This is a genomic window from Pandoraea nosoerga, from assembly GCF_902459585.1.
Classification (GTDB): Bacteria; Pseudomonadota; Gammaproteobacteria; order Burkholderiales; family Burkholderiaceae; genus Pandoraea; species Pandoraea nosoerga.
In genome coordinates, this window is the sequence record NZ_CABPSC010000016.1 from 1 (window position 1) to 15905 (window position 15905).

Genomic DNA, 15905 nt, shown 5'->3' on the forward strand with positions numbered 1-15905 from the left:
GGGCGTTAGCTCAGTTGGTAGAGCAGCGGACTCTTAATCCGTAGGTCGAGTGTTCGAGTCACTCACGCCCCACCAGAGGTAGCGCAAGGGCCGCACGACGTGCGGCCCTTGTTGTTTCCGCCCGCACTCGTGCATCTTCCTCCCCCGTCACCACGCACGGACGCCGCCCCCCATGGTGCGCGGCGGCGCGCCGCAAACTGTCGTCCAATTCCTACACCCGATTCAGTCGTGGCCGATATTGCGCCTCCGGTGCGCCCGCTAAGCTGGACTCATGCCGGCGTGCGTCCCACGTCGGTCCTCGCAACAGGAGACTCATCATGAAAGCGACGAAGTCGATTCTCGTTGTCATTACCGCGCTCGTCATGGGTTCGTCCATCTTCGGCTGCACACTCGGCGGCGCCGCGGCCGGCGGCTACCTCGGCCACGAAGCGACCGGCGGCAGCACGGCCGGCACTATCGGCGGCGCCGTCGTGGGCGGCGTGATCGGCCACGAACTGGGCAAGTAAGCCGCAAGTCAATCCCTGGTCTGCCCTCCCCCACGGTATCCGGCGCGAACACCTCGTTCGCGCCGTCACTTCCCCACGATATAAAGCGGCCAGTTCGGGCCATATCCGTACATGATCAGCACGTCGCCCGGAATCGCCTCGGCCGCTGCGCGGGCCTGCGCCACGCTGTCGTAGCGTTTGGCCTGCGAGGTACAGGTCACGTAGTGCCGTAGCCCGCCTCTGAGCGTGCCGTCGTCGCGGCCGATGAACGCTGCCTGCCGCAACGTCCACACGAAGTGCCCTTCGCACTTCGCCCGCTCCGGCGGACGCGCCACCTTTGGGTCGTCCGTCTGCGACGGCTCGCCCGCCTTGTGCAGCTGCATCTGCCGCCGGATCGCCGCGTCAGACCAACTCCCCATGCCAATGTCTCGCCCCTTGCCCTTCGCCATGGTCTCCTCCGAGTGATCGCCTGCGGCACTGCGCGCGCGGGCACTCCGATAATGGTGAACAATAACGAGGTGAATGGGATTGGGGAGTGTCCGATATGCGATACCCCACCCCGCGACGACGCTCCACGGGCGCCGAGACTCGCAGCTCGTCATGCAAAGGGCGCCGAATCGCGTCTTGCGCATCGGGAGATCCGCCAACGGCGTGGGGAGCCAAGCGCCCCGGCGCATCTTCGATGCACCGCACCATGCCTCACGGCGCGCGCTGTCGTGCGGAACATGCCGGAGGCCGCACGGGCGTTATCCCCGCCGCGACATAGCGCAGCAAGCGCGCAACAGTGGTGCAACGCCCAGTGTACGAATGCTCCTCATTGTCTACACTGGAAGCCTTACGCTCATCGGAACGCACAGACCCGGTTGCCTTCATGGCAATCGCAACGCAAGGGCATGGCCACCGTCACGTTTGCACCCGCGATCCAACGACACGTGCCGATCGACGAACAACGCGTCGACGGCGCCACGGTGCACGACGCGCTCGCGCGATGCATCTCGCGCGCCCCGGCGTTGCGCGGATATCTGTTCAACGACCAGGGCCGGCTGCGCCCGCACGTCGCCGTCTTCGTCGACGGCAGGCTGATTCGCGATCGCCGGGCATTGAGCGACGCACTGGGCGATGCAAGCCACGTCTACGTGGCGCAGGCGCTCTCGGGGGGATGACCGCGCGGGTCTCGAAGCAGACGCGAGCGAGCCAAGGAGAAAGACCGTGGAGCATGTCAACGGCGCGACCCTGCTGGTCGCCACTCGCAAGGGATTGTTCACCTGGCGGCGCGAAGGTGATGCGTGGCACATGGCGTCGAGCACGCCGGACTTTCCGGGCGAACCGGTGAGCATGGTGCTGCACGATGCGCGCGACGGCACCGACTACGCCGCGCTCAACCTCGGGCACTTCGGCGTCAAGCTGTGGTGCCGCGGGCGCGAGGCGAACACCTGGACAGAGCTCGCGCCGCCCGCATTCGATCCGCAGACGCCAGTCCAACCCGACACGCCCGCCCCGTCCGTCGACCTGCTGTGGTCGCTCGAAGCAGCCGGCCCCGACGCACCCGGCGTGTTGTGGGCAGGCACGATCCCGGGCGGACTCTTTCGCTCCGGCGATCATGGTCGCAGCTGGCAACTCGTGCGCAGTCTGTGGGATCGTCCCGAGCGCGCCGAATGGATGGGCGGCGGCTACGACCACGCCGGCATTCATTCCATCTGCATCGACCCGCACGATAGCCGCCAGGTGATGGTCGCGGTGTCGACCGGCGGTGTCTGGCGCACGCGCGACGACGGCCGGACGTGGACGCTCGCGGCCTTGGGCATGGAGGCGGACTACATGCCGCCGGAGCGCCGGCTCGACCCCAACGCGCAGGACGTGCATCGGCTCGTGCAATGTCGCGACGCCCCGAATGCCTTGTGGGCGCAGCACCACAACGGCATCTTCCGCTCGCTCGATTACGGCGCGTCGTGGCGGCGCATTCATGCGTCGCCGTCGAGCTTCGGCTTTGCGGTCGCCGTGGATCCGCACGACCCCGACGTCGCCTGGTTCGTGCCGGCGCAGCGCGACGCCTGCCGCATTCCGGTCGACGCACGTCTGGTCGTCACGCGCACGCGCGATGGCGGCGAATCGTTCACGTCGCTCTCACAGGGACTGCCCGAAGTGCCGTCCTACGACCTCGTCTATCGCCACGGCCTCGACATCGACGCCACAGGCCGCCGGCTCGCCATGGGGTCGACGACCGGCGCGCTGTGGATCAGCGAAAGTGCGGGCGAACGCTGGCAATGTGTGTCCGCACATTTGCCCCCCATCTACGCCGTCCGCTTCGTCTGAGTCGCCTGAGTCGTCTGAGCCGGCTCGCTCGTCCGACACACCCGCCGCGTCGGATTCGCCCGCTGTCTGTGTAGGAATCCGACGCGTCCGTCGCGTCGGACTTCCGCTCGCCGCCCCGTCGGAGACCTTCAGATATCGTATTCCAAGTCGTATACGAAGGTAGACGGACAGGCTTTGTCGAATCCCCGTCACGCGTCGCCGGGCACCTCCAACGTATCGAACTCGGCGCGTGGGCCAATGGCGCGTCGTGCGTCACTCCTCGTTTCGACGCGTTGCACGGCAACCGGCGACCACTCCGCAACGCCGGCGACGTCACGTCTCGCGTGTCGTCCCGGCATCAAACCACTCAATGGAGTCTTTGCTCATGCGAATCGCCGACCTGAAAATCCGGACCCGACTGTCCATCGGATTCGGTACCTTGCTGATCCTTCTGCTTGCCATGCTCGCCATCACGCTGGTGCGCTTCGTCGCCATCGAGCGTGCGAACGAAATGCTCATCACGAGCGCCTGGGCCAAGGCGGACGCCGCGCACACCATCAACGCCATGGTGCGCAGCAACGCGCGCCGTCTGCTCGAGGCGGTCAGCGCGACGCACGCCGCGCAGCGCGACGCGTTCGATCGGCACATCGACGAGAACCTGGCGGCCATCGGGCGCGCCCAGGGCGTGCTCGACAAGTACGTGAGCTCGGCGCAGGGCAAGGAGTTGCTCGCGGCCATCCGGCAACACAACACGACATTTCTCAAGGCACGCAACACCGTCATCTCGCAACTAAAAGCGGATCAGCGAGAGGCCGCGCTCGCCACCGCGGAAAAGGACGCGCTGCCCGCGCTCGACGCGATGCAGGCGGAATCGGTCGAACTCGTGGCGCTGCAGCAAAAGATCGTCGACGCGACCGGGGCCTCGACGAGCGCCGACATCGCGTTCGCCAAATGGCTGCTCGCCGCCATTGGCGGCGCGGCGGCTGTCGTCGGCATCGGTGCGGCGTGGTCGGTCACGCGCAGCATCACGCGCCCGATCGCCCACGCCGTGCAGGTGGCCGAACGCGTGGCGCAAGGCGACCTCACGAGCCGCATCGAAGTGACGAGCCGCGACGAGACGGGTCAACTGATGGCAGCCCTCAAACACATGAATGAAAGCCTCGATCGGATCGTGCGGCGCGTGCGCAGCGGCACGGCGGCGATCGCCTCCGCGTCCGGAGAACTGCTTGCGGGCAACACGGATCTGTCGGCGCGCACCGAGGAGCAGGCGGCCTCGCTCGAAGAGACGGCGTCGTCGATGGAGGAGCTCACGGCAACGGTGCGCCAGAACGCCGAGAACGCGCGTCAGGCGAGTCAGCTCGCGATCAATGCCTCGGAGATCGCCGGCGAAGGCGGACGTGTGGTCGAGCGCGCGGTGACGTCGATGCAGGAGATCGCGGCCAGCTCCGCGAAGATCAACGACATCATCGGCGTGATCGACGGCATCGCCTTCCAGACGAACATCCTTGCCCTCAATGCGGCCGTGGAAGCCGCACGCGCCGGCGAGCAGGGTCGCGGCTTCGCGGTGGTCGCCGGCGAAGTGCGCACGCTCGCCCAGCGCAGCGCTGCCGCCGCCCGGGAGATCAAGGCGCTCATCGAGACGTCGGTGAGCCAGGTCGAGGACGGATCGTCGCAAGTGCGCAATGCCGGGCGCACGATGACCGATATCGTGCAGGCGGTGCAGCGTGTGACCGACATCATGGGCGAGATCTCGGCCGCCTCTGCCGAACAGTCGGGCGGCATCGAACAGGTCAACACCGCCGTCATGCAAATGGATCAGGTCACGCAGCAGAACGCCGCACTCGTGGAAGAGGCCACCGCGGCGGCCGGCTCGCTCGAAGACCAGGCGCGTCAGCTGCGCGAGGCGGTTGCCGTCTTCCGGCTGGCCGGCAACGACGAGGCGCCGGCTTCGAACGAGGGCGACACGCAGGCCGCCCGAGGTCCGCGCGGCGCCGTGCTCGACTTCGCGCGTCCGCGCAACGCCGCCTGAGACCGGCCGGCGGCGCGCACGGACGCACGCCCATGCAGGCGTGCATGCAGGCGGTCCATGCAGACGCCAGTGCGGCGCCGCCGCCACCACGCCGACGCGCCGCGGCGCCGCCAGCACGCGCCGAAAACCCCGTGGCTGCTGGTCTTGGGGGCGATGCCGAGCCCAGCGCGGCATTGCGACATTGGAGTATGATGGCTGCTGCTATGCTTTTTCCCCACCGTCTGGAAAAGAGGTGTACTGTGGCCCGAAAGACCCCCATCGAGCGCTACCGAAACATCGGCATCAGCGCTCACATCGACGCTGGCAAGACGACGACGACAGAGCGCATCCTGTTCTACACCGGCGTCAACCATAAGCTCGGCGAAGTCCACGAAGGCGCTGCCACCATGGACTGGATGGAGCAGGAACAGGAGCGCGGCATCACCATTACGTCGGCCGCGACCACCTGCTTCTGGCGCGGCATGGCCGGCAACTATCCCGAACATCGCATCAACATCATCGACACGCCGGGCCACGTCGACTTCACGATCGAGGTCGAGCGCTCGATGCGCGTGCTCGACGGCGCGTGCATGGTGTACGACTCGGTCGGCGGCGTGCAGCCGCAGTCGGAAACCGTCTGGCGCCAGGCCAACAAATACAAGGTGCCGCGCATCGCGTTCGTCAACAAGATGGACCGCGTGGGCGCCGACTTCTTCCGCGTGCACAAGCAGATCCACGAGCGTCTGCGCGGCAACGCCGTGCCGATCCAGATCCCCATCGGCGCCGAGGACAACTTCCAGGGCGTGGTCGATCTCGTGAAGATGAAGGGCATCGTCTGGGACGAGGCGTCCAAAGGCGTGAAGTTCGAGTACATCGACATTCCCGAGAACCTCAGGGATACCGCGCAGGAATGGCACGAGAAGATGATCGAGGCGGCGGCCGAGGCCGATGAGGCGCTGCTCGAGAAATACCTCGGCGGCGACACGCTCAGCGAAGCGGAGATCAAGGAAGGCCTGCGCAAGCGCACCGTGGCGGGCGAAATCGTGCCCATGCTGTGCGGCACCGCGTTCAAGAACAAGGGCGTGCAGGCCATGCTCGACGCCGTGATCGATTACCTGCCCTCGCCTGTCGACGTGCCCGCCATTGCCGGCCACGACGAAGACGACAAGGAAGTCGAGCGCCATCCCTCCGACGACGAGCCGTTCTCGGCTCTGGCCTTCAAGATCATGACCGACCCGTTCGTCGGCCAGCTGATCTTCTTCCGCGTGTATTCCGGCGTGATCGAGTCGGGCGGCACCGTGCTCAACCCGCTCAAGGGCAAGAAGGAACGCCTGGGCCGCATTCTGCAGATGCACGCGAATACGCGCCAGGAGATCAAGGAGGTGCGCGCGGGTGACATCGCCGCGGCCGTGGGCCTGAAGGAAGCCACGACCGGCGACACGCTGTGCGATCCGGCGAACGTCATCATTCTGGAGAAGATGGAGTTCCCCGAGCCGGTGATCTCGCAGGCCGTGGAGCCGAAGACCAAGGGCGACCAGGAGAAGATGGGCCTCGCGCTCAATCGTCTGGCACAGGAAGATCCGTCGTTTCGCGTGCAGACCGACGAGGAATCGGGACAGACCATCATCTCCGGCATGGGCGAGCTGCATCTGGAAATTCTCGTCGATCGCATGCGCCGCGAGTTCGGCGTGGAGGCCACCGTCGGCAAGCCGCAAGTGGCCTATCGCGAGACGGTGCGCAAGAAAGTCGAGGACGTGCAGGGCAAGTTCGTCAAGCAGTCGGGCGGACGCGGCCAGTACGGCGACGTGGTGATCACGCTCGAGCCGGACCCCGAAAAGCCATACGAGTTCGTCGACGCCATCAAGGGCGGCGTGGTGCCGCGAGAGTACATTCCAGCCGTGGACAAGGGCATTCGCGACACGCTCAACAGCGGCGTGGTGGCAGGCTACCCGGTCGTCAACGTGAAGGTCACGCTCACCTTCGGTTCCTACCATGACGTGGACTCGAACGAAAACGCGTTCCGCATGGCCGGCTCGATGGCGTTCAAGGAAGCCATGCGCCGCGCCGACCCGGTGCTGCTCGAGCCGATGATGGCCGTGGAAGTCGAGACGCCCGAGGAATTCATGGGCAACGTGATGGGCGACCTGTCCGGGCGTCGCGGCATCATGCAGGGCATGGACGACATCGTGGGCGGCGGCAAGATCGTGCGCGCCGAAGTCCCGCTGTCCGAAATGTTCGGCTATTCGACGTCGCTGCGCTCGCTCACCCAGGGCCGCGCCACCTACACCATGGAGTTCAAGCACTACGCCGAAGCCCCGAAGAACGTGGCCGACGCGATCATCTCGGCCAAGAAGTAAGCGGCCGAACGGCGGGAGCGTCGCGGCGTCGCACACGCCGGACATTCCCGCCGACGCGCCCCACGACGCCCGCGCCCGGCACGGCCTCGTCCTCGGATGGGAACGCGCCGCTCGCGGGCGTCAATCTTTGCCTCGCTCTCGTCATGATGAAAAACATCCTCAGCATCCAGTCGCACGTGGTGTTCGGCCATGCCGGCAACAGTGCCGCCGAGTTCCCGATGCGCCGTCTCGGCGTCAACGTCTGGCCGATCAACACCGTACAGTTCTCGAATCACACGCAATACGGCAAATGGACGGGCCAGGCGCTGCCCAGCGACGAGATCCTGCGCCTCGTGCAAGGCATTGCGGACATCGGTGAGCTGGGCAATTGCGACGCCGTACTCTCGGGCTACCTGGGCGCCCCCGAGCAGGCCGGCTTTGTGCTCGCGGCGGTGCAGCGCGTCAAGCAGGCCAATCCGGCGGCCATCTACCTGTGCGATCCGGTGATGGGGCATCCCGAGAAAGGATGCCGCGTGAAGCCGGGCATCGAGCAATACCTCGTCGACCACATGCCCGAGGCGGCCGACATCATGGCGCCGAATCACCTCGAGCTGGAGAAGCTCGCGCAGCATCCGGTCAATACGTTCGACGACGCCGTGCTGGCCTGCCGCGCGCTGCTCGCGCGCGGGCCGAAGGTGGTGCTCGTCAAGCATCTCGAATTTTCGGGCAAGCCGGCGGATCGTTTCGACATGCTCGTCGTGACCCGCGAAGAGGCGTGGCACGGCTCGCGCCCGCTCTACCCGTTCGCGCGCCAGCCGGTGGGCGTGGGCGACCTCACCTCGGGTATCTTTCTCGCGCGGCTGCTCAGGGGCGACTCGATTCGCGCCGCGTTCGAGCACACGCTCGCGGCCGTCGACGCGGTGCTCAACGTCACGCATCTCGCCGGCCGTTACGAACTGGAGATCGTGCAGGCGCAGGACCAGATCGTCGCGCCGCCGCGCCACTACGAGGCGCGGCCGGTCTGAACCGGCGCTGCGTTGCCCGGGGGCATTCCGGGCAGAAGTCCGGGCGCGCGCGCCCCGGCCGGTCAGTACGCGCGCAGATGTTCGGCGTGATGCGAGAGATGATCGGCCATGAACGTCTGGATGAAGTAATAGCCGTGGTCGTAGCCGTCGTGACGGCGCAGATTGAGCGGTTGCCCCGCCTCGCGGCATGCACGCTCGAAGAGGTGCGGATGCAGTTGCGCCTCGAGAAACTGGTCGTTGAGTCCCTGATCGATCAGAATGCCGCCCGGGAACACCGCCCGCCCCGCCTGCGCGATCAACTCGCTCGCATCGTACTGGCGCCAGGCCTCGCGATCCGCGCCGAGGTAACGCGTGAATGCCTTCTCGCCCCACGGACACTGCATCGGCGCGGCAATCGGCGCGAAGGCCGACACGGAACGGAATTTGTCAGGATTGCGCAGGGCGAGCGTCAGCGCGCCATGGCCGCCCATCGAATGACCGAAGATGCCAATGCGTTGTGCATCGATGGGCAGCGTGCGCGTCACGAGCGCGTAGAGCTCGTCGGCGACATAGCTGTACATGCGGTAGTGCGTCGACCACGGCGCCTGGGTCGCATCGAGATAAAAGCCCGCGCCGACACCGAAATCCCAAGCGTCCGTCTCGCCGGGAACACCCGCACCTCGCGGACTGGTGTCCGGGGCGATCAGCGCCACGCCATGCTCGGCGGCGAGCCACTGGGCGCCGCCCTTGATCATGAACGTCTCTTCCGTGCATGTGAGTCCCGCGAGGTAGAACAGCGCCGGCACCGCGCGGTCGTCGCGCGCTTGCGGCGGCACAAACACCGAAAAGCGCATTGGCAGGCCGATGGCTGTCGAGTCGTGACGATAGAAACGTTGCGCGCCACCGAAACAGCGGTGTTCGGAAATGAGTTCGAGCATGGCGAAGTCCGGGAGTGTTCGAGAAGTGGGGCCTCAGCGCCTTGGTCGCAACCTGCGTGGCAGACGGTGGTGGATGGCGCCGGATGGCAGCGAATGGCGTCTATCTTACCTCGCACCGCGGCGCGTGACACCGCCCGGCACGCGACGAGCGAGGCGTGCGCGCCATCGCCGCTGCGGCACGTTCGCCGCGGTCAAAGGCACGGGTCGCGCGTACCTTTGACGCGCTTGTTGCCTTGCGACAGGCGAACGCGCATGGCTACGGTTGGCCTCCCGGATTCCCGACAAGGAGCGCGCCATGCCGATGTCACCTTTCAATCTCGACGAAGTCACCAATCTCGTGCAACGCGACGGCATCGCGGCACGATTGTCCGAGCAGGAAAAGCGTCTGCTCTTGCTGCTCTCGGCGCGCGCCGGCACCGCATGGGGCAAGCGTGCGCTGATGGAAGCGCTGTGGGGTCGCCGTGCGCAATGGATGGAAGACGCCGCGCTCGTGCAGCTCGTCTCGCGCCTGCGACGCTCGCTCGCCCCGCTCGGCCTCGAGCGCACCATCGTGACCGTCGCGCGCGTGGGCTACCGCTTCGACGCGCCCCGCGCGGATGGGCGATCGCACACGTCGCCGGCGCGATGCCCCGCTTCCGGTGTCGCCGCAGACGGTGACCGGCACGATGCCCTGCACGACGGCTCGGCTCGGCCCGATCACCGAACCGATCACCGAACCGATCACCGAACCGATCATCGAACCGACCACCGGACCGACCACCGGACCGACCATCGGACCGACCGGCGGCTCGACCAGTGGACCAACGCGCGGGCCGACCCGGGGGTCGACCCGCGGGCGGACCATTTCGCGACGGCGTCGCCTGACCATGCGCTGCAGCACTGCGTGGCGCGCGACGGTCACGGCGAAGTGCATCGTCACGGCGTGGCCGTGCGCATTCCGCAGATCGAGTACCGACTATGGTGCGCGCTGCACTCGCCGCCCGGCGTCGTGCATGACAAACGTGCGCTCATCGCGCTGCTCTGGCCCAACCGCCCCGACCAGGACGACACCAATCTCATGCAGGTCGTGTCACGGCTGCGCCGCAGGCTGATCCCGCTCGGTCTGCAGCGGCACATCGTGACGGTGCCCCGCCGGGGCTATCGCTTCGTGCCCTGCAACGACATGGCTTGCACCGCCGCGCCTGTCACCGGCGCCCGCGAGCCGCGCCGCCTCGTCTGGCTGCGTACCTGCCGGCGCTCGGCAAGCGCGTGGCTGACGTGCCTGACACGCCGTTTGCGCTGGCCGGGGCGCTGAACCGCCGCGACGCTGATCGTGCCGCTGCTGCGACACTTGCGCCGCGGCCACGGCGCCGATCCACTCACTCTCAGGAGTCATGCCATGTCCGACACCACGATGCAGGGCCGCCCGCGTGCGGCCACCCTTGCCGACACCGTCACCAACAACGTCACCGGCACCGCCGCACCGCTCCCCCCGCAGCCCCCGCTGCGCGACGAAACGCCCGGCGAACTCGTGTACGCCGCCGATCCTCACGATGGCGCCACGCAGACGACTTACGCACAAAACGGCTTCGATCCGTCGACGAGTACGACACAACTTTCGTACACCTCCGCGCGCATGGCGCGCCGCGTCTACAACCGCTACTCGAAGAACGCCTTCGAGCTGTCCGGCTACTACACCGACTGGTCGCAATACGACGGGCGGCTCGACGGCGACTTCAGCAACGAAGCCGCGGGCCGCGGTGTCGACCTCATGCTGCTCGACCCGTTCGCATACGACCGGCTGATCGTCGGCTTCGCCGGCATTGTCGGCGACGCGGGCGAGAAGGCGCAGACGATCGCGCGCGCCGCCGTGGATTTTTCCCGTCGCCCCGATCAGGCGACGTTCGTCGACAGTTGGGGCGACGTGCTCGCCTACCGCAATTGCGGCTTCTCGGGCTGGGTCGGCAACGACGTGATGCCGATGTTCCAGCAGTCGCGCGCCCAGGGCGTGCTGGGCGGGCTGCGGCTGCTGCACGCGAAGAACCCGGCGCTCAAGCTGGCGCTGGCCATCGGCGGATGGACGATGAGCCAGGCCTTCCACGGCATGGCGGCGAGCGCTTCGCGGCGCAAGACGTTCTGCGCGAGCGTGGTCGACCTGCTCAAGCGCTTTCCGATGTTCAGCGAGATCAACCTCGACTGGGAATACCCGGGCTCGCCCGGCAACACGGGCAACGTCTACGACGACTCGGACGGCGCAAACTACGCCGCGCTCGTGGCTGACCTGAAGAAGGCGCTCACGGCGGCCGGCCGCAAGGACGTGCAGATCTCGATTGCGGCCTCGGCGAGCGTCGCCGACATGGAGAAAGCGAACTTGCCGGGCCTGCTGGCCGCAGGCGTGTCTCGCATCAACCTGATGACCTACGACTTCTTCGGCACGCCCTGGGCGCCGGCGCTCGGGCATCACACCAATCTGCACGACACCGATCCCACGGCGGCCGACCGTTTCTCGATCGACCGCGCGGTGAACTGGCTGCGCCAGGCCGGCGTGCCGCTCGCCAAGGTGCACATCGGGTACGCGGCGTACTCGCGCAACGCCTGCCAGGCGCAGATCGCGCAGGTGTCGCCGCTGGCCGGGACCTACTCGCCCGGGGACGGCATCACGACCGGCACCTTCGAATCGGGCTCGACGGAATACTACGACGTGCTGACGAACTATCTCGATCTCGAAGGGGGGGCCGCGCGCAACGGCTTCGTGCTGTACACCGACACGATCGCCGATGCGGACTTCCTGTACCAGCCCTCGAGCGGGCTGTTCATGTCGCTCGACACGCCGCGCACCGTGCGAGCCAAGGGAGAATATGTTCGCCGCAACGGGCTGGGCGGTCTGTTTACCTGGACCATCGATCAGGACAACGGGGTGCTCGCCAACGCGGCACACGAGGGTCTGGGCCAGCGCGCGAGCGTCTCGAACATCGACATGTCCAGGTTCTACTTCAGCGGCAGGACCACGCTCGACGCGCCGCCGGGAGACGGATCATGAGCTTCATTCTCTCGCGGCTGCTCGAGCCGTCAACCTGGGCGGGAATCACGGGACTGGCCGTCGCGCTCGGCACTTCGCCTGACACGATGCATGAGATCGCGCAGGCCGCCGCGGCGCTCGCCTCGCTGGCCGCCGTGGCGCTGCCAGAGAACGCCCGGCGGCGCGGGTCGGGCGCGCGCGCCGATGGCGTCTCGCCCCAACCCTGACCCTGAGCTGTAAGGCGGGCCGCTCTCCGGGAGGTCCCGGCGGGCGGCCTCGCCTTTCGCGACGGCGCTGGCGCCTCGCGTTCGCCCGGCTTTCATCTTGCGTTCGTCCTGCGTTCGCCGCGCGGCCGTGAAATGAAAAAAAACTGTCACGATTTCTAAACTTTTCGCGGCGAGCGTCGCTATACGTTAAAGGGCGGGATGCCGTGGCGACCTGAGCGTTGATGAAATTTTTTACCGCCACCAGCGCTGTCATAATCGCCGGCTATGATGCGTCGCGCATGGCAGAACGCCGCGCAGCCGACGCACCGGCATTCGCCTGGCCACGCCGCTCTGTAGTCCTGTAGTGCAGTCCCGTAGTGCGGTTCCATTCGTGCAAAAACAGAAGCATCGCGCCATCGCCGGCACGCTCGCCGTTTCGAGAGCGGCCAGGACGAGGGCGATGCATGACATCGATCAGATACCAGAGATTCACCCGGGGGCCTTTATGAAGCTGATTCTGCTGGCGCTTGCCGCCTCGCTGTTTACGCTCGTCATGATGGTGCAGGCGCGCAGCGAAGCGACCGGCGCCGCTATCCCGTCCGCGCACGCGCAGCCCGCGGATATGAGCGTGAACGAGCGCGTACCGACGCGCAAGGACATGGCCATATGGAACGCCCGGCGCAAGATGCACGCCGTGCGGCAGGACGACTGACGCGTCATTGGCGGCGCCGCAACATGCTGCACAGCACCAAACTTGGGCATCCCTCGCTGCCGTCCTATAGTGGAATGGCAATTCAGGCGAGGAGACAACAAAGATGCCCACATTCCACTTCAATCTTTACGACCTGACGTTGTTCCTGCCGATGGCAGTGGCCGGTGCGCTACTGGTCGGCGGTATCCCGGCCACCACCCGTGCAACGCGCTACAGCCTGCGGGCGGTGGGCGCGATGGTCGGGGCTCTCGCGGCCTTGCTGGTCGTGGAAGCGCTGCCCGTGCTCGTGTAGCCTGCGCACGCTTGGACGCACGTCGACTAACGGAATGGCTGCTGGCGGGCGCACCGGGCGCACTGGGCGCACTGGGTGCTTTTTCCGAAAAATGTCGCGGCATGCGAACGGCCCCGCCGAACCCCGGCCCGGCCGCCCGAGCCCCTCCCCCCGAACAGGCTTCGCGCGGACGGCAGCGTCCCGACCCGACGGTCATGCCGCTGTCATCACCCCGGCCTAAGCTGATCGACGGCAACTTCGGTTGCGCTGTCACCCTCTCTGTTGCGCCGCCGACCCCGCTCGGCGGCATTTTTTTACGTGACGAACCCGCCAGTGGCCGTCATCGTTTTATCCGGACGCCCCGCGCGCGCATCGCCTACAATCACCGGAAGTACAACGCCATGTGAGTGCCGTCGATTTGCGACTTGCCGCCGGCATTGCGCACCGCCGTCAGAGGAGGCTTTCGCATGTCCGACGCGTTCTCCCGCGCCTTCGCCGTCGTCATCAATCAGTACCGCTCGCCACGTCAGTACACCGTGTCGGTCGAGCGCGCAAGCGAGATGATCGCCAAGAACATCGGCCTGTTCTCCGACGGTTTTGCCGGCGAGGGCCATCTGGTCGTCGGCCTGTTCGAGCGCGAGGCCGACGCCTGGGCGCTCGCGCACCGGCTGCAACGCACCCGCACGACCATGCAGGCCTTGCTTCAGGTTCCCGCGCGCGCCGCGCCCATTTCGCCGCCGGAGCTCGATCCGAGCGAGTAATCCGCCGAGCGAGTCATTGCAGCAAAGCGAGGCGTCGCGACTCGTCTGCCGCCCCCACGGTCCCGCCGTCTTTCCCTTCTCGCAAAAAATCGTCCGGTTTTTCGTCTATCGGCGTAGAATTCGGAATTCCAGATATCACACCAACCGGCGGACTGCCGGCCGCCCATGTCAAATCCCGCGCCCGCCGGCCCTCTCCCTGTCGATGCTCCTGCCGCTTCGCTATCTCCGCTCGAGCCCTTGACGCCGCTAGCGCCGTTGGCGAGCACGCCGGTCCTGATCGACCAGGTGTACGCGCGCCTGCGCGACGCCATCGCCGATCTCACACTGGCCCCCGGCGAGCGCATCCGACAGGCCGAGCTGGCCGACTCGCTGGGCGTTTCGCGTCAGCCGGTCAGCCATGCGTTGCAATTGCTCAAGCGCGACGGCCTCGTGTGCGACAGCGGTCGCCAGGGCCTCGAAGTGGCGCCAATCGACGCCGACCATCTGCGCGCGCTCTATCAGGTCCGCACGGCGCTCGACGGGCTGGCAGCGCGCCTTGCGGCCACACGCATGGCGAGCGGCACGCTCGGCAAGGCGGAACTGGACCGTCTGCGCGCCGCGGTCGCCGCCGGCATGGCCGTGACGCGAGGCACGCCAATGGCCAGTCAGGTCCGCGTGGAAGTGGCTTTCCATACCGCGCTGCACGACGCCTCGGGCAACCCGTTGATCGCGCAGACGCTCGCGCCGCAATGGCCGCACATCATGCGGGCCATGGCCGCCACGCTCGACGCCATGCCGATGCAGGAGGTCGTCTGGCACGAGCACGGCGAGATCGTCGCGCGCATTGCGGCAGGCGACGTGCAAGGCGCCGAGACCGCGGCACGCGAGCACACCGAGGCCGACGGCGGCAACGCACGTCGCGAATGGCTCGCCCGCCTGGCGGAGTCACGCTGACATGCAAGCCGTCATCTCCGCCGCCCTGCCCGTTTTCGGGTTGATCTTCCTCGGCTACGTATGCGCGAGACGCGCATGGCTGAGCGAGACCGCGCTCGACGCGCTCAACCGTTTCGTCGTCTATCTCGCGCTGCCCGCCGTGCTGTTCCAATCGATGGCGCAGATCACGTGGGCCGAGCTCGTGAACCCCGGTTTTCTCGGTGCGTTCGGCGGCGGCATGGCCGCCACCTTCGCGCTCTCGTTCCTGCTCGACCGTGCCGTGCGCGGGCGGCTGACGGACGCCAGCATCGAAGGCATGGGCGCGGCCTATCCGAACGCGGGCTTCATGGGACTGCCGCTGTGTCTGGTGGCGTTCGGACCTGCGAGCGTGCCGGCGGTCGTGGTGGCCATGCTGCTCACCGCCACCGTACTCTTCGCGATCTCGATCGCAATCATCGAGACGGACCTGCAGGCCACGCCGAACTGGCGCCGCACCGCGGGCTTCGTCTCGCGCGCCCTGGCGCGTAACCCGCTCGTGGTCTCGCCGCTCGTCGGCATGGCGGTGGCGGCCGTGGGCATTACGCTGCCCGATTCAGTCGTGCATTTCACGACCTTGCTCGGCGGCGCGGCCAGCCCCTGTGCGCTGGTTGCCATCGGCATGTTTCTGGCGCAAAGCAGCGGCGCGGCCCGGCAGCCGCGCGTCTCACGGGCCGTAGGGCGGCTCGTCGGCCTGAAGCTCGTGTTTCAGCCCGCGATCACCGCCCTGCTCGCGTTTCGCGTGTTCGATCTGCCGGCGGTGTGGGCGCATAGCGCGCTGCTGCTCGCGGCGCTGCCCATCGGCACGGGGCCTTTCATGCTGGCGCAGTTGTATGGGCGCGAGGCGGCCGTCGCATCGCGCGCGATTCTGGTGTCCACGGTGCTCTCGGTAGTGACGGTGTCGCTGCTGATCGGCTGGCTCAGCACGCAATAGCGGCGCGCCGGG

General features: G+C 67.1%; 17 protein-coding genes. 15 read left to right on the top strand and 2 right to left on the bottom strand.

The window, feature by feature from the left end; genetic code table 11:
• The first annotated feature begins 317 nt into the window (after positions 1-317).
• Positions 318-506 (top strand): glycine zipper 2TM domain-containing protein, encoded by a 189-nt coding sequence (locus PNO31109_RS18225; protein WP_150556882.1) that lies wholly within the window; start codon positions 318-320, stop codon positions 504-506.
• Positions 507-571: 65 nt separating this feature from the next.
• Here the strand turns inward: PNO31109_RS18225 and PNO31109_RS18230 are convergent, their stop codons facing one another.
• Entirely contained in the window at positions 572-934 is a 363-nt protein-coding gene (locus tag PNO31109_RS18230; RefSeq protein WP_206111178.1) for a hypothetical protein, read from the bottom strand.
• Between the two features lie 444 nt (positions 935-1378).
• Between PNO31109_RS18230 and PNO31109_RS18235 the strand changes: the two genes are divergently transcribed.
• The 5 genes from PNO31109_RS18235 (at position 1379) to pdxY (ending at position 8146) form a co-directional block, all read left to right on the top strand.
• The gene (locus PNO31109_RS18235) at positions 1379-1648 is read left to right on the top strand and encodes a MoaD/ThiS family protein (RefSeq protein ID WP_150556884.1); all 270 of its coding nucleotides are present in this window, start codon (positions 1379-1381) and stop codon (positions 1646-1648) included.
• Positions 1649-1694: 46 nt separating this feature from the next.
• A complete protein-coding gene (locus PNO31109_RS18240; RefSeq protein ID WP_244958202.1) occupies positions 1695-2798 on the top strand; it encodes a WD40/YVTN/BNR-like repeat-containing protein in 1104 nt (367 codons plus the stop codon).
• A gap of 364 nt (positions 2799-3162) precedes the next feature.
• Positions 3163-4806 carry a methyl-accepting chemotaxis protein gene (locus PNO31109_RS18245; protein WP_150556886.1) on the top strand — a complete coding sequence of 548 codons (1644 nt, stop codon included), beginning with the start codon at positions 3163-3165 and terminating at the stop codon, positions 4804-4806.
• 239 nt (positions 4807-5045) lie between these two features.
• Positions 5046-7142 (top strand): elongation factor G, encoded by a 2097-nt coding sequence (fusA, locus tag PNO31109_RS18250; RefSeq protein ID WP_150556887.1) that lies wholly within the window; start codon positions 5046-5048, stop codon positions 7140-7142.
• A gap of 146 nt (positions 7143-7288) precedes the next feature.
• Positions 7289-8146, top strand: a complete 858-nt coding sequence (gene pdxY / locus PNO31109_RS18255) for a pyridoxal kinase PdxY (RefSeq protein ID WP_150556969.1) — start codon at positions 7289-7291, stop codon at positions 8144-8146.
• A gap of 62 nt (positions 8147-8208) precedes the next feature.
• Here pdxY and fghA read toward each other — a convergent pair whose 3' ends face one another.
• Complete coding sequence (gene fghA, locus PNO31109_RS18260; protein WP_150556888.1) at positions 8209-9063, bottom strand: S-formylglutathione hydrolase; 855 nt, start codon at positions 9061-9063, stop codon at positions 8209-8211.
• Between the two features lie 295 nt (positions 9064-9358).
• Between fghA and PNO31109_RS18265 the strand changes: the two genes are divergently transcribed.
• From PNO31109_RS18265 to PNO31109_RS18305, 9 genes are all read left to right on the top strand, one after another.
• A complete protein-coding gene (locus PNO31109_RS18265; RefSeq protein WP_150556889.1) occupies positions 9359-10357 on the top strand; it encodes a winged helix-turn-helix domain-containing protein in 999 nt (332 codons plus the stop codon).
• Positions 10358-10441: 84 nt separating this feature from the next.
• Positions 10442-12082, top strand: coding sequence for a glycoside hydrolase family 18 protein (locus PNO31109_RS18270; RefSeq protein ID WP_241013881.1), 1641 nt, complete (start codon positions 10442-10444; stop codon positions 12080-12082).
• Positions 12079-12288 (top strand): hypothetical protein, encoded by a 210-nt coding sequence (locus tag PNO31109_RS18275; protein ID WP_150556890.1) that lies wholly within the window; start codon positions 12079-12081, stop codon positions 12286-12288. The genes PNO31109_RS18270 and PNO31109_RS18275 overlap by 4 nt, the downstream gene beginning before the upstream one ends.
• A gap of 484 nt (positions 12289-12772) precedes the next feature.
• The gene (locus tag PNO31109_RS18280) at positions 12773-12979 is read left to right on the top strand and encodes a hypothetical protein (RefSeq protein ID WP_150556891.1); all 207 of its coding nucleotides are present in this window, start codon (positions 12773-12775) and stop codon (positions 12977-12979) included.
• Between the two features lie 103 nt (positions 12980-13082).
• Positions 13083-13271: a hypothetical protein gene (locus PNO31109_RS18285; protein ID WP_150556892.1), complete on the top strand. Its 189-nt coding sequence runs from the start codon at positions 13083-13085 to the stop codon at positions 13269-13271.
• A 194-nt stretch (positions 13272-13465) separates the two neighbouring features.
• Entirely contained in the window at positions 13466-13657 is a 192-nt protein-coding gene (locus PNO31109_RS18290; RefSeq protein ID WP_150556893.1) for a hypothetical protein, read from the top strand.
• A 60-nt stretch (positions 13658-13717) separates the two neighbouring features.
• Positions 13718-14011: a hypothetical protein gene (locus PNO31109_RS18295; protein ID WP_150556894.1), complete on the top strand. Its 294-nt coding sequence runs from the start codon at positions 13718-13720 to the stop codon at positions 14009-14011.
• A 237-nt stretch (positions 14012-14248) separates the two neighbouring features.
• Positions 14249-14944: a GntR family transcriptional regulator gene (locus tag PNO31109_RS18300; RefSeq protein WP_241013880.1), complete on the top strand. Its 696-nt coding sequence runs from the start codon at positions 14249-14251 to the stop codon at positions 14942-14944.
• A 1-nt stretch (position 14945) separates the two neighbouring features.
• Positions 14946-15893, top strand: coding sequence for an AEC family transporter (locus PNO31109_RS18305; protein WP_150556896.1), 948 nt, complete (start codon positions 14946-14948; stop codon positions 15891-15893).
• Positions 15894-15905 lie beyond the last annotated feature (12 nt).